Source organism: Alloalcanivorax xenomutans, from assembly GCF_900217905.1.
In the GTDB taxonomy this organism is placed as follows: domain Bacteria; phylum Pseudomonadota; class Gammaproteobacteria; order Pseudomonadales; family Alcanivoracaceae; genus Alloalcanivorax; species Alloalcanivorax xenomutans.
Window position 1 is genome coordinate 91483 of the sequence record NZ_OBMO01000017.1, and the last position, 17509, is coordinate 108991.

Annotated in this window: 14 protein-coding genes; 4 read left to right on the forward strand and 10 right to left on the reverse strand. The window is 64.1% G+C overall.

Annotation, left to right across the window (positions count from 1 at the left end; all coding sequences use genetic code 11):
* A complete protein-coding gene (locus CRO06_RS14335; protein ID WP_097058734.1) occupies window positions 1–957 on the reverse strand; it encodes an RluA family pseudouridine synthase in 957 nt (318 codons plus the stop codon).
* 875 nt (window positions 958–1832) lie between these two features.
* Here CRO06_RS14335 and rne point away from each other — a divergent pair.
* A complete protein-coding gene (rne, locus tag CRO06_RS14340; RefSeq protein WP_218839890.1) occupies window positions 1833–5234 on the forward strand; it encodes a ribonuclease E in 3402 nt (1133 codons plus the stop codon).
* Window positions 5235–5495: 261 nt separating this feature from the next.
* Here rne and murB read toward each other — a convergent pair whose 3' ends face one another.
* The 8 genes from murB to CRO06_RS14385 form a co-directional block, all read right to left on the reverse strand.
* The gene (gene murB, locus CRO06_RS14350; protein WP_097058736.1) at window positions 5496–6530 is read right to left on the reverse strand and encodes a UDP-N-acetylmuramate dehydrogenase; all 1035 of its coding nucleotides are present in this window, start codon (window positions 6528–6530) and stop codon (window positions 5496–5498) included.
* Window positions 6527–7012 (reverse strand): low molecular weight protein-tyrosine-phosphatase, encoded by a 486-nt coding sequence (locus CRO06_RS14355; protein WP_097058737.1) that lies wholly within the window; start codon window positions 7010–7012, stop codon window positions 6527–6529. Before CRO06_RS14355 ends, murB begins: the two co-directional genes overlap by 4 nt.
* Window positions 7005–7769, reverse strand: a complete 765-nt coding sequence (kdsB, locus tag CRO06_RS14360) for a 3-deoxy-manno-octulosonate cytidylyltransferase (protein ID WP_097058738.1) — start codon at window positions 7767–7769, stop codon at window positions 7005–7007. The genes CRO06_RS14355 and kdsB overlap by 8 nt, the downstream gene beginning before the upstream one ends.
* Window positions 7766–8797 carry a tetraacyldisaccharide 4'-kinase gene (gene lpxK, locus CRO06_RS14365; protein ID WP_097058739.1) on the reverse strand — a complete coding sequence of 344 codons (1032 nt, stop codon included), beginning with the start codon at window positions 8795–8797 and terminating at the stop codon, window positions 7766–7768. The genes kdsB and lpxK overlap by 4 nt, the downstream gene beginning before the upstream one ends.
* On the reverse strand, window positions 8790–10538 hold the full coding sequence (msbA, locus tag CRO06_RS14370; RefSeq protein ID WP_055099311.1) for a lipid A export permease/ATP-binding protein MsbA: 1749 nt from the start codon (window positions 10536–10538) through the stop codon (window positions 8790–8792). The genes lpxK and msbA overlap by 8 nt, the downstream gene beginning before the upstream one ends.
* Entirely contained in the window at window positions 10535–10960 is a 426-nt protein-coding gene (locus tag CRO06_RS14375; protein ID WP_022994598.1) for an ExbD/TolR family protein, read from the reverse strand. Before CRO06_RS14375 ends, msbA begins: the two co-directional genes overlap by 4 nt.
* Window positions 10957–11592 carry a MotA/TolQ/ExbB proton channel family protein gene (locus CRO06_RS14380; protein WP_026949056.1) on the reverse strand — a complete coding sequence of 212 codons (636 nt, stop codon included), beginning with the start codon at window positions 11590–11592 and terminating at the stop codon, window positions 10957–10959. Before CRO06_RS14380 ends, CRO06_RS14375 begins: the two co-directional genes overlap by 4 nt.
* A 63-nt stretch (window positions 11593–11655) precedes the next feature.
* Window positions 11656–13884: a DNA internalization-related competence protein ComEC/Rec2 gene (locus CRO06_RS14385; RefSeq protein WP_097058740.1), complete on the reverse strand. Its 2229-nt coding sequence runs from the start codon at window positions 13882–13884 to the stop codon at window positions 11656–11658.
* A 151-nt stretch (window positions 13885–14035) separates the two neighbouring features.
* Here CRO06_RS14385 and CRO06_RS14390 point away from each other — a divergent pair, with 151 nt between their 5' ends.
* Window positions 14036–14554 (forward strand): DUF2062 domain-containing protein, encoded by a 519-nt coding sequence (locus CRO06_RS14390; RefSeq protein ID WP_097058741.1) that lies wholly within the window; start codon window positions 14036–14038, stop codon window positions 14552–14554.
* Window positions 14555–14614: 60 nt separating this feature from the next.
* Here the strand turns inward: CRO06_RS14390 and CRO06_RS14395 are convergent, their stop codons facing one another.
* Window positions 14615–15181 carry an elongation factor P hydroxylase gene (locus CRO06_RS14395; RefSeq protein ID WP_097058742.1) on the reverse strand — a complete coding sequence of 189 codons (567 nt, stop codon included), beginning with the start codon at window positions 15179–15181 and terminating at the stop codon, window positions 14615–14617.
* Window positions 15182–15238: 57 nt separating this feature from the next.
* Between CRO06_RS14395 and CRO06_RS14400 the strand changes: the two genes are divergently transcribed.
* Window positions 15239–16627, forward strand: a complete 1389-nt coding sequence (locus CRO06_RS14400; protein WP_097058749.1) for an MATE family efflux transporter — start codon at window positions 15239–15241, stop codon at window positions 16625–16627.
* A 129-nt stretch (window positions 16628–16756) separates the two neighbouring features.
* Complete coding sequence (locus tag CRO06_RS14405) at window positions 16757–17440, forward strand: hypothetical protein (protein ID WP_026949059.1); 684 nt, start codon at window positions 16757–16759, stop codon at window positions 17438–17440.
* The last annotated feature ends 69 nt before the right edge of the window (window positions 17441–17509 follow it).

Here is a 17509-nt window from a genome sequence, read left to right on the forward strand (position 1 = left end):
TCAGGATCGGGACCGGCGCCGCAGTGCCGCCAGAATCGACTCGAAATCCTCGTCCAGGGGAGCCTCCACCCGTACCCGGCGCTCGCTGAGCGGATGCCGGAAGGTCAGGCTATGGGCATGCAGACACAAACGACGCACGCCGAGTTCCCCAAGCAGGCGATCCCCCTGATCGTTGCCGTACTTGTCATCGCCCAGCAGCGCGAATCCGCCGAACTGACTGTGCACGCGGATCTGGTGGGTGCGTCCGGTGCCCAGAGTGGCCTCCACCAGACTGACACCGCCGAGCCGTTCGAGCAGCCGGAAGTCAGTGACCGAGGGCTTGCCCTCCCGGGACACGCGCACCACCCGCTCGTTTCCCTGCATCAATTTGAGCAACGGCGCCTCGATACGGCGTTCCTTGCCCTTGAAGCCCTGGCACAACAGCCAGTAGCGCTTTTCCACGCCGCCCTGCTGCATCAATCGCTGCAATCGGCGCAAAAAACTGCGTCGGCGCGCCACCATGATGCAGCCGCTGGTATCCCGGTCGAGCCGGTGCACCAACTCCAGTTCCCGTTCCTCCGGATAAAGCACTCGCAACGCCTCGATCAAACCGAGACTGACGCCGCTGCCGCCATGCACCGCCAGGCCCGCCGGCTTGTTGAAGATGAACAGGTGCTCGTCTTCGTAAATAAGGGTGCGGGAAAGCCGCTCCGCCAGAGCGTCGCTGACTTTGGGCGGCGCCTCGGACTCGGCGGTGCGGATCGGCGGAATGCGCACGATGTCGCCATTCGCCAGACGGGTGGTCTGTTTGGCGCGCTTTTTGTTCACCCGCACCTCGCCGGACCGGATGATCCGGTAGATACGGGAACGGGGCACGCCCTTGAGGTGCGTGATGAGGAAATTATCCAGGCGTTGACCGTCACGCCCTTCATCAATAGTGACGAAGGATACGCGGTCGGCGGAGGGGGTCTCGGACATGCGGGGGATTCTGACCTCAGCCCCCGCGCAGGTCAATTGCCGCGCCAGCCCGACAGCGCCATCAGATTGATCTTATTGCGGTTTTGTTGCTATAGTGCCTTGTCTGGCAACAGCTTTACGATCGTTGTGTCCGCCCATTACTCATATTTACGGATAGCGGGGCGCGAACAGTGAAGCCGGTGGTCCCGTGAGCATGACGGGCGGCCCGGGCCGGCGCCCTGCTCCCCTATCGGGTCAAGTCAGGACGCCCCCGGAAACATTTATCCTTGCCGCTTCCCGTGCCCGCCCACCCAATCAGAGACGCTCGTTGCGCCCGGTTACCGTGAAAAGATGGCCTCCGATGCGCGATCGGAACGCTGATGACAGACTCATGTCGGCCGCGGCAGGCCAACGGCGACGCGCAGCGACCATTCGCCGTCAAGATCAGACCGCCCGCCCCGCCCGACCATGATGACGTCGCGAGAACTCCCACCGGAGCGCGACGCTGCAGCATGACCTCCCGGGCCGCATCAATGCCCGGCAGGTTGCCGACAACCTAAACAGGCGGACTGCAGCCAGGCTGAAGACAGAGAACCGGTATACAGACAAACCAAAGTTTACCCGGTCCGGCGCCAAGCAAATCCGAGCGCCGGGCACAGCGTGAAGCACAACCACGGGGCATGACATCCCCGGCGCAACACCAACGGAACGACTTCCTATATCCGGAGGAGAAAGAGTAGCGAACAGGCAGAATCATCACCGTCGTCTCCGCGCCTCAAGGCGCCGTAAACACGTGACGTCAATGCCTGCGCGGCTTTTCCTCGTTCAGGGTCAGGGTCTGATACCGGCACCAAGCCGGCCCGCTGCATGCCGCCACGAAACAACGTGGTAGCACAATGAAACGTATGTTGATCAACGCCGCCCATCCCGAAGAGGTTCGGGTGGCCCTGGTGGACGGCCAGCGTCTTTATGACCTGGATATCGAACACCGCTCCCGCGAGCAGAAAAAAGCCAATATCTACAAAGGCAAGATCACTCGCATTGAACCCTCTCTTGAAGCCGCTTTCGTGGACTTCGGCGCCGAACGCCATGGTTTTCTGCCGCTGAAGGAAATTTCCCGTCAGTACTTCACCAAGGATCCCAAGGACATCCAGGGTCGCATCAACATCAAGGATGTGATCAAGGAAGGCCAGGAAGTGATCATCCAGGTGGACAAGGAAGAGCGCGGCAACAAAGGCGCCGCCCTGACCACCTTCATCAGCCTGGCCGGCCGGTATCTGGTGCTGATGCCCAACAATCCGCGCGCCGGCGGCATTTCCCGCCGTATCGAGGGTGAGGAACGGCAGCAGCTCAAGGAAGCTCTGGCCAGCCTCAAACTGCCCGACGAAATGGGCGTGATCGTGCGTACCGCCGGCCTCGGCCGTGGCGCCGAGGAACTGCAATGGGACCTGGATTACCTGCTCAAATTGTGGGATTCCATTTCCGAAGCATCGCAGTCCCGCAAGGCCCCGTTCCTGATCTATCAGGAATCCAATGTCATCATCCGCGCCATCCGCGACTACCTGCGCAAGGACATCGGCGAGGTGCTGATCGACTCCGAGAAGGTGTTCGAGGAAGCCCAGGCCTTCGTCCAGCAGGTGATGGCTGACTACAAGCACAAGATCAAACTCTATAACGAGGAGATCCCGCTGTTCTCCCGTTTCCAGATCGAATCCCAGATCGAGACCGCGTTCGAACGGGAAGTGAAACTGCCTTCCGGCGGCTCCATCGTTATCGATCCCACCGAAGCACTGGTGTCCATCGACATCAACTCCTCCCGTGCCACCAAGGGCGCGGACATCGAGGAAACCGCCCTGCAGACCAACCTGGAAGCCGCCGACGAGATCGCCCGGCAACTGCGGCTGCGGGATATCGGCGGCCTGATCGTGGTGGACTTCATCGATATGGGGCCGGCCCGCAACCAGCGCGAAGTGGAAAACCGCATGCGCGACGCCCTGGAAGCGGACCGCGCCCGAATTCAGCTGGGCCGCATTTCGCGCTTCGGGCTGCTGGAACTGTCCCGTCAGCGGCTGCGTCCCAGCCTCGGCGAGACCTCCAGCATCGTCTGCCCGCGCTGTAATGGTCAGGGCCATATCCGCGACGTGAAATCCCTGGCGCTGAGCATTCTGCGCCTGATCGAAGAAGAGGTGATGAAGGAGCGCACCGGCGAAATCCAGGCCCAGGTGCCGGTGGCCGTGGGCACCTTCCTGCTCAACGAAAAACGCCCCGTGCTGCGCGATATCGAAACCGCGCACAACGCCCGAGTGCTGGTGATCCCCAATCCGAACCTGGAAACACCTCACTTCCTGGTCGAACGGATCCGCGACGATCAAGTCAAATCGCAGACCAGTCACGAGCTGGAACTGGTGGACAACAGCGCCGAGGAGCCCGTCACCAATACCCAGGAAGCACCGGCGAAACCCCAGGAGCCGGCGGTCAAGCTGATCACCCCGGACACCGCCCCGCCAACGCCCAAGGCGCAACCGGCGGCCGCGGCACCAGCGGCGGCCACGGCTGCGGCAACCGAAAGCACGCCCGGCCTGTTCGCCCGGCTGTTGGGCTGGTTCGCCGCCGTGTTCGGTGGCGGTGCCGGACAGGAACAGAAACAGCAATCCAAGGGCGGCCAGAAAGAAGGACGCCGCCAGCAGGAGCATTCCTCCCAGAACCGTGACCAGCGCGGCAACCGCGACAAAGAGCGCGGCCGTGGTCAACAGCAACGGGGTAACAACCGTAATACTCGTAACCGTCGGGATGACACGGAGCAGCAGGACGATAACCGTCGTGGTAACCGTGGCAACCAGAATCGCAACCGCAACAAGGCGGATGGCCGCGACGGTGACAACGCCGGCGGCAATAATCGCCGTGGTCGCAACCGTGGTGGCGACCGGTCCTCGGACAACAAGAGCACGGACAATAAATCCAGCGACGCCAAGTCCAGCGATGCCAAGGCCAACGAGAACCAGGGCCGTCAGGAACGCCGCGGCGAAGGCCCTAAAGCCAACCGCCGTCAGGACGCCAAGGATGATCGTCCGCTGCGCGAGCGTGAACGGCCGCGCAAGAGCCAGGACGATCGCAAAGCTCAGCAACAGGACGCTCCGCAGCAAAACGCTGAACAGCAAAAGAGTGGCGACACTCAGCAACGCAAGGACGAGTCCCGCAACGATGGCGGCAAGGCCGCCGCGCAACGGGACAATGACCAGCGCCGCAATGATCAGCGCCCGCAAAACGCCGGCCGGGGCGAGCCCCAGGCGGACAACAAGCAGGACACCGGCAAGGGCGGCGCTCCGGTTCAACCGCCGCTGATGACCAGCGAGGACAATACGCCGGGACGCGATCAGGAACGCGGCGACAGCCGTCCGCCCAAGGCCAAGCTGGTTCCGGCCCAGGAAAGCGGCGAAGGCAATGCACAAGCCGAGCAGGCACCGGTCCAGGCCAAACCGGCTCAGGCCAAATCTGCCCGGGATGGCGATGCCAAAGACGCTCCGGCGGAGCAACAATCAGCGAAGCAACAAAACGATCATTCCCGGCAGCAGCACGACAAGCCGGTGAGCAAGCCACAACAGCCGGAACAGGAAAGCAAGCGGGAAGCACCGAAGCCCGCCGCCGAAGCACCGGCCCGGGACGAGAAACCGGCGGCCTCCGCCGAAGCGGAAGAGCAACCGGTACGGCGTGCCGGCAACGATCCGCGCCAGCGTAACCGCCAGGCCGCGGCCCAGGCCGAGACCAAGCCTCAAGCGCCCGAGCCGGAAAAAACCAACGGCGGTCCGGCCACGCAGCCGGAACAGGTTGCCAAACCGGTAGAGGAAAAGCCGGCGACGGAAACACCGCAACCGGCGGTTGAGCGCGCCCCCGCTCCAGCGAAGACCGCGGAGAAAGCAGCGGAAAAAGCCGAGGCCAGCAAGCCGGCCCCGGCCGAGCAGCCGAAACCGGAGACTCCGGCGGCTGAACCGAAAGCAGAACCGAAAGAAAAACCGGTAGCCGAGCCGAAGGCGGAAGCGAAGGCCGAAACGTCCCCCAGCGGCGACGCCAAGCCGGAGGCAGACAGCAAACCGGTGGAAGCGGCGAAGCCGGCGGTCAACCCGGAACAGCCGGCACTGGCGAGCGATGCCAAAGGCAGCGGCCCCGAAGTCGCGCCCCAAGCGCCGGCCGCCGCTCCGCAAGGCCGGGCCAGCAATGACCCGCGCCTGCGCCGCCGCCAGCAACAACAGCAGGCGGCCGCCGCGGCGGACAGTACCAAGGACGCCGACACCGGCGCCTGATGCCCTGATCCTTCAGGCATGAAAAAGCCCTCGCCGGGTTACCGGCGAGGGCTTTTTTATGACCGCCATGGACGGCGGTGACCCTGGCTACGAAGCCACTGTGGGAGCTTGCCTGCAAGCGAATCTTGGAGCCCGGAAGCCCATTCGCTTGCAGGCAAGCTCCCACAGTGGCTTCGTGGCCCTTTCTGAATTAGTGTTCCCAGCACCTGCCGATATGGCATTGCAGAAATTCACAAGCCAGAGCGTCAGACTCTCCTGAAATTACGGGACACCAATGGCTCCCGGCATCAACACCGGCTCCTGCTCCAGTTCCACGCCGAAGCATTGCCGCACGTCTTCCCGCACCGCCGTCGCCAGCGCCAGGACGTCCACGGCGGTGGCGCCGCCATGATTCACCAGTACCAGTGCCTGCTGATCGTGCATGCCCACCGGGCCGAGACGCCGGCCCTTCCAGCCGCTGCGCTCGATCAGCCAACCCGCCGCCAGTTTCCGGCCTTCGGTCACGGGGAAAGAAACCAGATCCGGATAGCGCTCCAACAACCGCTGGTAGTGGGTCAGCGAGACCACCGGATTCTTGAAGAAACTGCCCGCATTGGGCAGCTTCGCCGGGTCCGGCAGCTTGCTTTGGCGCAACGCGATGACGGCTTCGCGCACCCGTGCCGGGGTCACTGGCCCGCCGCCTTCCAGTCGCTCCGCCAGCCCGCCATAGCCCAATCGAAAAGAGTCCAATCGGCAGTCGCTGCCACGACGCAGATTCAATGTCAGGTGGGTAATAATGAATTCACCCCGGCAGCGGCTCTTGAACAGGCTGTCCCGGTAGGCGAATTCGCACTGATCGGCATCGAAGCTGATGTTGCTGCCGTCGTCCACCGACACCGCTTCCACCGTCGATACCACGTCCGCCAGTTCCACGCCGTAGGCACCGATGTTCTGGAATGGCGCCGCGCCGACGTTGCCGGGAATCAGGGAGAGATTCTCCAGCCCCTGCCAGCCGGCGGCGACGGTGTCCGCCACCAACCGGTCCCAGACCACGCCCGCGCCAACCCGCACCTGGGCCAGGCCCTCATCCACCTGCCGGTAGCTTACCTCATCGAAAACCGGCATCACCGTCAGGCCGGGCAAGTCCCCGGTCAGCACCAGGTTGCTGCCACCGCCGAGTACGAACAGCGGGTCCGCCCCGCGCCCGGTCAATACCCGGGCCAGCTCATCCACATCGGCCGGGCGGGCCAGCCGCTCGGCGCGGGCCGGCAGGGCCAGGGTATTGGCCGTGCTCAGATCCACATCGGTGTCGATCACAGCGATGCCCGCAACTGTTCCAGCCACAGCTCGCTGGCCCGTTCCACCAGATCCAGCACCTGATCGAAGCCGTCTTCACCACCGTAATAAGGGTCCGGCACTTCTTCCGGTTCGCCCTCACCCAGCACTTCCAGGAAACGGGCCACCCGTGCGCGGCCGCGGGCCGGCGCCAGTTCGGAAACATCGTGGAAGTTGCTGTGGTCCATGCACAGGATGAGGTCGAAACGGTGAAAGTCATCCACCGTGATCTGGCGGGCGCGCAGTTCATCCATGACGTAACCGCGCCGGGCAGCGGCAGCGGCGGCACGGCGGTCCGGGGCACGGCCGATGTGCCAGTCTCCGGTGCCGGCGCTGTCGATCTCCAGCCGGCCGTTCAGTCCCGCCGCGGCCACCCGCTGCCGGAATACCGCCTCGGCGGTGGGCGAACGGCAAATGTTACCCAGGCAAACGAACAATACCGCCGGCTTGTTGGCGTCAGTCATGCATCCCTCCCCGCAGCAAAGCCCGCATACGCTCCAGATCCTCCGACGTGTCCACGCCACCGGGCACGTCCTTGCAGGCCGGCGCCACATGAATCGCCGCGCCATTGGCCAGGGCCCGCAATTGCTCCAGGGATTCCAGTTTCTCCAGCGGCGCCGGCGGCCAGTTGACGAACTGGTGCAGGAAGCCGACGCGATAGGCATAGATACCAATGTGCCGCCACCATTCCCCGTCACCAAGCTGTTCCCGATCCTGGGCGAACGCGGTGCGATCCCAGGGTATCGGCGCCCGTGAAAAATACAGCGCCCGCCCCCGGTTATCGAATACCACCTTGCAGATATCATGGCTGAACAGATCCGCTGCCGTGGTGATCGGCTCGCATAGCGTGGCCATCTGGCAATCCGGATTAGCGGCCAGATTCTCCGCCACCTGGTTGATTACCTCCGGCGGGATCAGAGGCTCGTCCCCCTGCACATTGACGATGATGTCGTCGTCGGCGAGACCCAGTTGCGTCACCACTTCCTGTAAACGGTCGGTACCGGAGGGATGGTCCGGCCGCGTCATCACCACCGGACAGCGTTCGCCCACGGCATCGGCGATGCGCTGATCATCGGTGGCCACCCACACCTGCCCGGCGGCGCTGAGCAGGCAACGTTCGGCCACCCGCAACACCATCGGCTTACCGGCCAGATCCGCCAACGCCTTGCCCGGCAGACGCGCTGACGCATAGCGGGCCGGCACCACCACGGAAAAACTCATTCTCTCTCCTTCTCGACGGATTCCAGCGCCGCTGCGGACGGCGCCGAATCCGGATTCAATGCGCGGTCGATCATGGCGTCCAGTATCGTTTCCGGCAAGGCGGCCCGCACCGGCAGCATCCATAGTCGGGTATTGTCGAAGCCCTGGCATTTCACCGCGTCTTTCTCGGTCATCACCACCGGGCGACCATCGGCGAACGCCAGATCCTCGGGTTTAAAAGCATGGTGATCGGCAAACGCATGCGGCGTCACCGCCAGCCCCAGTACCGCCAGGGAACGAAAAAAACGCTCCGGATGGCCAATACCGGCAACGCCGTGCACGGCGCCAAAGCGCTCCCGGAACGCTTCCCCGTCCAGGGTCAGGCCATCGCTCAGACGAGTCAGTTTACCGGGTTTGAGATGCATGGTGACGGCCCCTGGCCAGACGCCGCCGTTGGCCACCAGAAAGTCCACCTGTTCAAGACGGCTGGCCGGCTCGCGCAAGGGGCCGGCGGGCAGGCAGCGGCCATTGCCGAGCCCCCGGCGGGCGTCGATCACGACGATTTCGGCGGAACGGGGCAAGGCATAATGCTGCAGGCCATCGTCACTGATCACCAGGTCCGGTGCCAGCTCACGCACCACATAGTTCAAGGCACGGTCGCGGCGTGGATCCAGCACCACCGGCACTCCGGCCCGGCGCACGATCAACAGGGGTTCATCGCCGACCACCGCCGGGTCGCTGGCGGGCGTCACGGTCATCGGGTATCGGCCAGCCTTGCCGCCGTAGCCCCGGGAGATCACCACCACGCTGAGGCCACGCTCGCTGGCGCGCTGGGCCAGAGCCACCACCAGCGGGGTTTTTCCGGTACCGCCGACGGTGATATTGCCGACCACCAGCACCGGCATCGGCGGCGCGGTCCGCTGCCGCCGGAAAGCGGCCAAACGGCGCCCCGCCACCCGCCCCACCAGCCAGCCCAAAGGGCGCAGGGGCGTCAGCCAGGGGCTGCCTTGATACCAGCCCCGCTCCACACGGCGGGCGAAATCAGTCATTAACGTCGTCGGCGAAATCCATCTTGTAGAGTTGAGTGTAGAGTCCATTCTTTTCCAACAGCTCGGCGTGGGTGCCCTGTTCAATCAACTGGCCCTGATCCAGCACCAGAATACGGTCCGCTTTCTCGATAGTGGACAGACGGTGCGCGATCACCAGCGTGGTGCGGCCTTCCATCAGACGTTCCAGCGCCTTCTGGATATGGTGCTCCGACTCCGTGTCCAGCGCGCTGGTGGCCTCATCCAGAATCAGAATCGGAGCGTCCTTGAGCAACGCCCGGGCGATGGCCACGCGCTGGCGCTGGCCACCGGAAAGCTGAGCGCCGTCCTGGCCGACCATGGTGTCCAGGCCCTTGTCCAGGCCCTGAATGAAATCCCAGGCATAGGCGTTACGGGCCGCCTGCTCCACCGCCGCTGCGTCGGCATCGCGCATCTCGCCGTAGGCGATGTTGTTGCGCACGGTGTCGTTAAACAGCACCACTTTCTGGCTCACCATGGCGATCTGGTGGCGCAGATCCGCCAGCCGGTAATCCGGTAGCGGCACGCCATCCAGCAGCACCGAACCCTGGTCGGGATCGAAGAACCGGGGCAGCATGGCGGAAATGGTGCTCTTGCCGGCGCCGGAGCGGCCAATCAGCGCCACCGTTTCACCACTGCGAATGGAGAAACTGAGATTACGCAGCACCGGCTGATTCGGGTCATAGCCGAAGGTGACATCACGGAATTCCACGTTGCCTTCGGTGCGCGGCAGCGTCAATTGTCCCAGGTCCCGCTCCACCGGACGGTCCATCAATTCAAACAAGGAGGCGGCGCCGGTCACGCCGCGCTGAATCTTGACGTTGACGTCGGTAAGCTGCTTGAGCGGCTTCTGCACCATGCCGGCGGCGGCGATATAGGACAGGAAACCGCCCACGGTAAGCTGCTCGCCCATCATCGTGATATACAAATAAGTGATGGCGCCAATACCCACCGCCACGAACAGCTGCACGATCACCGTGGAAGCGATCTTACTGGCATTGAGCTTGGTGTTCTGGCGCGCGAACCGGCGGCTGACACTGTGGAAGCGGTCCCCTTCCAGCTTCTGCCCACCGAAGATCTTCACCGCCTGATTGCCCTCGATGGCTTCACCGAGGAACTGGGTGATGTTGCCCATGGACGACTGAATACGGCGGCTGATATGGCGGAACCGTTTGCTGGTGACATTCACCACCAGGCCGATCACTGGCGCCACCACCAGCAGAATCAGCGTCAGCTTCCAGTTTTGATAGAACAGGAACGCCATCAATCCGATCACCGTCAACCCTTCCCGGAAAATCACCATCACCGCGTCGGTGCCGGCGCTGGTCACTTGCTGGGCATCAAAGATGATCTTGGACATGATGCGGCCGGAAGCGTTGTTGTTGTACTCCGACTGAGGCAGCCGCAGCACATGACCAAACACTTCATTACGCATGAAATAGACGATTTCCTGGGCCACCCAGGCCAGCGTGTAGCTGCCCAGGAACTGCCCGACCCCTTGAGCCAGGGCGATGAGCAGCGGCGCCACGGAGACCACCAGTACCCGGTGAGGTTGCGGGTCGACCACGGTTTCACCCAGGTAGCCGGCCAGTTGCGCGGCGGCGGCCTGGGTGCCGGCATAGATGGCATAGCCGAGAAAACTGGCGAGTAACAGCAACCAGTGAGGTTTTACATAGCCCAGCAGCCGTTTATACGTTTGCCAGGCACTTTCCGATTGTTGGCTCATTGGCCCTCTTCAGCGGCTTCACGTGTAGTGAGCGACAGCTTATCAAAGCCTAGCTGGCCCGCCACGTCCATCACCGTCACCACCGCCTGATAGCTGGCGTAGGCGTCGGCGGTGATCAGCATGGGCCACTCGGTTTTGTCCTGGCCCAGCCGCAACAGTGCGGAGCGCAGGCCGGCGTCGCTGTTATCGATCAGTTTTTCGCCGTTGATCACATACTCACCCGCCGACGACACCAGAATCTCCACTGCCTGGGGCGCCTGTTCCGGCGGTGTGCCCTGCGCTTCCGGCAGAGTCAGCGATAACTGCGTTTCGCGGGTGAACGTGGTGGAGACCATGAAAAAGATCAACAGCAGGAACACCACATCGATCAACGGCGTCAGGTTGACGCTGATTTCTTCCTGCCGGGGCCGTGGGAATTTCACGACTTCGCTCCTTGCCCCTGCTCCGGCTCGCGGTCACCGTGGACCAGATCGACCAGATGCACCGCGTTTTGTTCCAGCCCGACGGTAATCTCCTCCACCCGGCGCACAAAGAAGCGGTGGAAGAAAATCGCCGGAATCGCCACCACCAGGCCGCCGGCAGTGGTGAGCAGGGCCTGGGAAATACCACCGGCGAGCTGGGCCGCGTCGCCGGTGCCGTGAATCATGATCGCGGCGAATACGTCGATCATACCCACCACCGTGCCAAGCAGGCCCAGCAAGGGCGTGATGGCGGCGACCGAGCCCAGCGTCGCCAGATACTTCTCCAGGTCGTGGACCACCCCGGTGGCCGCCTCCTGAATGCTCTCCTTCATGATCTCACGGCCATGGCGGGCGTTGGCCAGCCCGGCCGCCAGAATCACACCGAGGGCGGACTGCGATCTCAAGGTTTCCAGCCGCTCATCGGACAATTGCCCTTTCTTCAACCACCCCTGTACTTCCGCCAGGGTGCCCGCCGGCGCCAGCCGGGACGGACGCAAAGTCCAGAATCGTTCCGCCACGATGGCCAGCGCCACCACCGAACAGATCAGGATCGGGAGCATCATCCAGCCCCCGGACTGCACCAATTCCTGCACGTTATTATCCCCTTGCTCAGTTGCGGTGGCGCGCCGTGACATCAGGCCAATCCGGTAACCCCCTTACCAGAAACCGCCGGGCCCATGCCAGGGCCGGCCGTGATCGTCACGCCACCTTGTTATAGGCGCGGCATTATCGGTGGCCCCCAATTGAAACTCAATCATGCCGGCCCGGTCGGTGCGCAGAACCGTGACGCCTGCCGCTTCCAGGCGCTCCAGGACCGCTGGCGCCGGGTGGCCGAAGCGGTTAGCGTAACCGGCCGAGGCTACCGCCCAACGGGGTTGTAATCGCGACACCCAGGCCCGCGACGTGCCGGTGCCACTGCCATGATGGGACAGCACCAGAACGGTTACCGGCGCCACCTGATTCAATAGCCGGTACTCCACCTGATGGGTGATATCACCGGTCAGCAGCACGCGGTGAGGGCCGGCCTCCACCCACAGGACACAACTGGCGTCATTCCCTTGCCAGGCCCGATCGCGAGGCCACAAAAAACGAAAGGTCACACCATCCAGGATCCAGCTCTGCCCGGCCTGGCAAGGCGCCGCGCCGGCGCTACGGTCCGGCTCGCCGGACAGCAGCAAGCCCGGCTCACGCAGGTCCCTCAAGCCACCGGCGTGATCCAGATCGCCATGGCTGACAACGGTGATCGATGGCCGCAACCGCTGGCGGCGCAACCACGGCTCCAGCACACTGGAACCGGCGGAACCGCCGGGCCAGGCCGGGCCGGTGTCGTACAGGACCAGGTGCTCATGGGTGCGCAGGGCCACCGCCTGCCCCTGCCCCACATCGAATACCGTCATGCGCAATTGTCCGGGCGGGGGCGCGCTACTCTGCGGCCACAACCAGGGCACCATCAGCAACGGCAGCATGCGGCGCGGCCAGGGCCAGGCTCTCAGCGTCGCCAGCGCCACCGCCAGCAACAACGCCGCCGCGGCCATCCCCGTCAACAGCGGCGGCGTCCCCGGCATGAACCGCGCCAGCACCGTCATCAGCGCCACCGCCCCTTCCACCCCGGTGGCGGCCGCCAATGACAGCGCCGGCCAATCCAATAAAGCGCCAGCCAAGGCCAGCGGCACGATCAACAGGCTGAACAAAGGCACCAGCACGGCGTTGGCCACCGGCGACGTCCAGTGCCAGCTGTCAAACAACACCGCGCTGATCACCGCCATCATCAATGGCAGGCCGATCCACAACCAGGGCCCTCCCGTCCGCACTATCAGCAGGATCGCCAATACCGCGCCGAACGACAGCCACAGACTGGCCGACAACGCCGCCAGCGGATCCCGCAACAACACCACGCACAAAGCCAGGGCGAGGATCTCCAGCGGTGGCCGTGGGCGGCGGCGACATACCGCCAGGGCCAACACCGAGATCATCAAGGCCGCGCGCTGGGTGGGCAGGCTGAATCCGGCAAGCGCCGCATACCCCCAGGCCGCCGCCACCGCCGGAGGCCAGGCCAGCAGCGCCAGCGGGAGCCGCCGTAACGGGCCGCACAACCACTGGCAAAGGGGGCCGAACAAAACCCTGCCCAGCCACCAGACCATGCCGCTCACCAGGGTCAGATGCAGTCCGGAGATGGCCAGCAAGTGCGCCGTGCCGGTATCCCGGAACAAGTCCCACACCGGCGCCGGCAAGCCCCGGCGATCCGCCACCACCAAAGCCGGTATTACCGCCGCGCCATAAGGGCTGATCGCCAAATGACCGGCGATCCGGTCGCTGATTGCCTGCCGCCAGCCCGGCAGGCCGCCGCCTCCCCAGCGCGCCTCCACGGCCCTCACCGTGGCGCGGGCGTCGATGCCCTCGGCCAAGAAATAACGTTCCGCATCGAAGCCGGCTTCGTTATAGGTGCCGCGAGGCACATGCGGACGCAGCCGTGCCCGTATCCATTCGCCGGCGCGCAGCGGCGGGTCGGGATTCCAGTAACTCACCCGCAGCCGATGCCGTCCCGGCCAACGACCCGGCGGCGCGCTGACCCGGCCTTCCAGACGCGCGACCTGGTTGATGCCGGCCTCCCCGTAATGCACGCCGCCGCGGGTCTCCGGTAACGACGCCACCCGCCCGACGAACACCAGTTCCTCACCGTTGAGGTGTTCCGGCAAACGGCCCTCCAGCGCCAGTTGCAGCGTCGCGACGGCGTAAAGGTAAGCCAGCGCCGGCCACAACCAGTCCCCAGCGGACCCACCCCGGCGCCGGGCCAGCAGCGCCAGCACCAATCCCACCGCCACCGGCCATAGCAGGCCGTACCACACCGCCACGATCATCGCCGCGGCCATACGCCCCCAGGGCATCCTTGCCTCCCGCCGCCAACCCTCTGATGTTGACAGCTTCCATTCAGCTTACCTGTTCTACACTGCCGGAACGGCGGGACTCACGCGCACTAGGCGCGACCGTCCCACATCGGCATAATGCGCGCACCTGGAACCGGATTCTCGACTTTCCATGCCGAAACGGTTATTCCGAAAATATCTGCCCTCCCCCGAGAAACTTCGCGGACATCGTTCCCTGAAGTTCCTTGGTGAAATCCTGTCGGATCCGAACCTGTGGCACATAAATCGGCATTCCCTGGCCGGCGCCGCCTTCATCGGTGTGTTTACCGGACTGTTGCCCATTCCCATGCAGATGGGCCTGGCGGCCTTCCTGGCGGTACGTTTCCACTGCAACCTGCCGCTGTCGATGATGCTGGTCTGGCTGTCCAATCCGCTCACCTATGTTCCAGTGTTCTATTTCAACTATCGTATCGGTGCCTGGCTGATGGGTCTTCCTCCCCATCACGGCGAAGGCATCACCACCGCCTGGTTCCTGCAGCAGCTGGTTCCCCTGTGGATCGGCTCACTGATCGTGGCCCTGGTGGCGGGGCTGCTTTCCTATGGGGCGGTGAAAGTCTTCTGGCGTGTGGCGGTGGTGCGCAGTTGGAAGCTGCGCTCCAGAAAACGCCGGAAGCCGGTGAACGAACCCTAACCCGGCATCACGGCGGTGGCTGTAAGCTTTCGTGGCGATCAGTTGTAAGCCGTGGCGGATTTAGTCCGTCACACCGGCGGGAAAGATAAAGATCCGATCCAGACTTTCCGCGCCGCCATTCCAACCGGTATTGAAACAATCCGCCAAAGCCTGACACCAGGCCAGCGGACGCGCGGGCAGGCCCTCCTTGAGATAGCGCCGGGCCCGGCGGTACACCTGCTCCGCGAAAGCGGTCTCCAGCCGCCGGGCGGCTTCGTCACCATCGAGGTTGTCCATGGAGACACGGAAATCATGGCCGCAGGCGGCACAGAACAAGGCTTCAAGCGCCTGTGGCGATTCCTCCACCCGGGCAAACAGGCTTTGCTGAGTGGCATCGCGGCCATCCGGCGCGTACCAGTAGCCGTAATCCTCCAGGGTGCGGCGGTGGCGGCCGGCCACGCACCAATGCGCCACCTCGTGCAGGGCGCTGCGGAAATAGTCACGGGTATAAACAATACGGTGGGGTGTGCCCGTTCCATCTTCGCCCGGTAAATAAACAGGCTCCTCGGCGCCCCCCTCCAGCACGGTGTGATAGCGCCGGTAAAAGGTATCGCGAAACAGTTCTTCCAGGGTTCGGGAGCGGTACATCCCTGGGGCGCTTTGCGGTATGGTAGCCGCCCCGTGCCTCTGCTCCCGATCCGCATCATGTCCATTCGCCGTAAGGAATACGCTGCTCAACTCGCTCTCGCCCTGCCGATTCTGGGTGGCCAGTTGGCGCAAACCGCCAACGGCTTCGTCGATACCATGATGGCCGGTCGCGTGGGTGCCGAGCATCTGGCCGCGGTGGCGGTGGGTGCCAGCATCTGGGTGCCGCTGTTCCTTTTCATGACCGGGGTACTGACCAGCGCCACACCGATTTTATCCCGCCATCTGGGGGGCGAAGCTTACCATCGGGTCAACCCGCTGGCCCAGCAGGCGCTGTGGCTGGGGCTGGGATTGGGGCTGTTCGCCGCCGTGGCCTTGCGCAGCATGTCACCGGTGCTGCACGCCATGGACGTGGACCCGGCCATGCTGCCTCTGGTGCAGGGTTACCTGGAAGGTCTCAGTTGGGGCATGCCCGGCGCCGCCTTGATGCTGGCCATGCGCAGCTACACGGAAGCCATGCGCCACACCCGTCCGGTGTTGTGGATCAGCATCATCGGTCTGCTGATCAATATTCCCACCAACTACGTCCTGATCTACGGCAAACTGGGCTTCCCGGCCATGGGCGGCGTCGGCTGCGGCTGGGCCACCAGCGTGGTGATGTGGTCCATGGCGCTGATGATGGGGCTGTACATCCGCCGCCATCCGGTCTATCAGCCGGCACGTCTGAATCTGCGGCGGCGCCATCTGGAATTCGCCAGTCTCGCTTACATGCTGCGGCTGGGGCTGCCCGTGGGGTTATCGATCTTTTTCGAGGTCAGTATTTTCGCCGTGATCGCCCTGCTGATCAGCAGCCTGGGGCCGGAAATCGTCGCCGGTCATCAGATCGCGCTCAACTTCACCTCGCTGATTTTCATGGTGCCGCTCAGTTTTTCCCTGGCCGCCACGGTGCGGGTGGGCCACGCTCGCGGCCGCCACAACCGCGATGACTTGAATCTGGCGGTGGGCAGCGCGATACGCATGGTCAGCCTGGTCGGCGTTGCCGCCGCGGTCCTGCTGGTGCTGATCCGGCACTGGGTTCCCTGGATCTATACCCGCAACCCGGAAGTCATCGCCCTGGCCTCTCATCTGTTGCTGTTCGCCGCGCTTTACCAGATCTCCGACGCCATTCAGGTGGTGGCCAACGGCTGCCTGCGCGGTTTCGAGGACACCGCCTGGCCGATGGTAATGACCTTGCTCGCTTACTGGGGGATCGGCCTGCCGCTGGGCTATGCGCTCGCCCTCACCGACCTGCTGGTGCCGGCCATGGGCCCCAGCGGCTTCTGGATCGGTCTGGTGGCCGGGCTCACCTGCGCCGCCATTTTACTCGGTATCCGCCTGCGCTGGCGTCTGCGGCAACCGCTGGCCGCCCGTGCCGGTAACGGCGATCAGTCTCTGGACCACGCCGCCTGACTTGCGCCTCCGCCCGCAACCGTCTAGTGTGAAAATCGTAGAGTCTGGAATAGCCCGTGCGAGGACGATCCGCCACGGGATCGGTGCCGACGCAGGGGTATTCCATGGTTCTCTTGGGCGGAGGCGCTTATGGTTCGGGCTAACCGGCAGGATCCACGCGGCAGTAACGTCATCCCCTTCACCCCGAGACGGCGCTCCGGCAAGCCGTCCATTCTCAGACTCTCTCCGGAGTACGACGGCATGGAGCTGCTCTATGCCAACGATCAACATCCCGACACCCTGTTTTCTCTGAAAATTCTCGCCTGGGCCCGTCTCGAGGACGGCACCACTCAGGCGCTGGTGCCCTGGCTGCGCGATCTGGTCACCGCCAGTGCTTTGTCCGATCCACTCAATGGCCGCTGGGAAGGTTATCGCCTGCCCGACAGCGACTACCTGTTCCGTGACGCACCGGAACACAAGGTGCAGGAGTTGGATGCGGCGCTTCGTTTTTTCGGCAAACCAGGCGACCACAGCTGCCAGGAAATTCCCGACACCATCGGCACCCACGCGGTGTTCTCCCAGGACGAATTCGAGACACTGTCGTTGATGGAAGTGGTGAGCTGGCGCGTGCAGGGTGACGGTACCCCCCAGGCCATGGTGGCGGACGAGGCGGCGGTGACACAGACACCGGTATTGCCCGGCGACGCCAGTCTGGTCGCCGCCGAACAACAGGAAGGGTTCCGCTATTTCTTCCAGCATGGCATCGCCAACCGGCTCAAGGAACACGACCCCGAAGCCCTGGCCGCCATCGCCATGCTGGCGGCCCGTTACTGACGCCGACATCGCTCCCCGGTCCGCCGCGACAGGTGGACCGCCGATGCCCCCGTGGCCGGCTCCGCCGGC

Excerpts from the sequence above, each read along its gene's own strand:
- CRO06_RS14335 (WP_097058734.1), bottom strand. The coding sequence starts at position 957 with ATGTCCGAGACCCCCTCCGCCGACCGCGTATCCTTCGTCACTATTGAT.
- rne (WP_218839890.1), top strand. The coding sequence starts at position 1,833 with ATGAAACGTATGTTGATCAACGCCGCCCATCCCGAAGAGGTTCGGGTG.
- CRO06_RS14355 (WP_097058737.1), bottom strand. The coding sequence starts at position 7,012 with ATGACTGACGCCAACAAGCCGGCGGTATTGTTCGTTTGCCTGGGTAAC.
- kdsB (WP_097058738.1), bottom strand. The coding sequence starts at position 7,769 with ATGAGTTTTTCCGTGGTGGTGCCGGCCCGCTATGCGTCAGCGCGTCTG.
- lpxK (WP_097058739.1), bottom strand. The coding sequence starts at position 8,797 with ATGACTGATTTCGCCCGCCGTGTGGAGCGGGGCTGGTATCAAGGCAGC.
- msbA (WP_055099311.1), bottom strand. The coding sequence starts at position 10,538 with ATGAGCCAACAATCGGAAAGTGCCTGGCAAACGTATAAACGGCTGCTG.
- CRO06_RS14385 (WP_097058740.1), bottom strand. The coding sequence starts at position 13,884 with ATGCCCTGGGGGCGTATGGCCGCGGCGATGATCGTGGCGGTGTGGTAC.
- CRO06_RS14390 (WP_097058741.1), top strand. The coding sequence starts at position 14,036 with ATGCCGAAACGGTTATTCCGAAAATATCTGCCCTCCCCCGAGAAACTT.
- CRO06_RS14395 (WP_097058742.1), bottom strand. The coding sequence starts at position 15,181 with ATGTACCGCTCCCGAACCCTGGAAGAACTGTTTCGCGATACCTTTTAC.
- CRO06_RS14400 (WP_097058749.1), top strand. The coding sequence starts at position 15,239 with ATGTCCATTCGCCGTAAGGAATACGCTGCTCAACTCGCTCTCGCCCTG.
- CRO06_RS14405 (WP_026949059.1), top strand. The coding sequence starts at position 16,757 with ATGGTTCGGGCTAACCGGCAGGATCCACGCGGCAGTAACGTCATCCCC.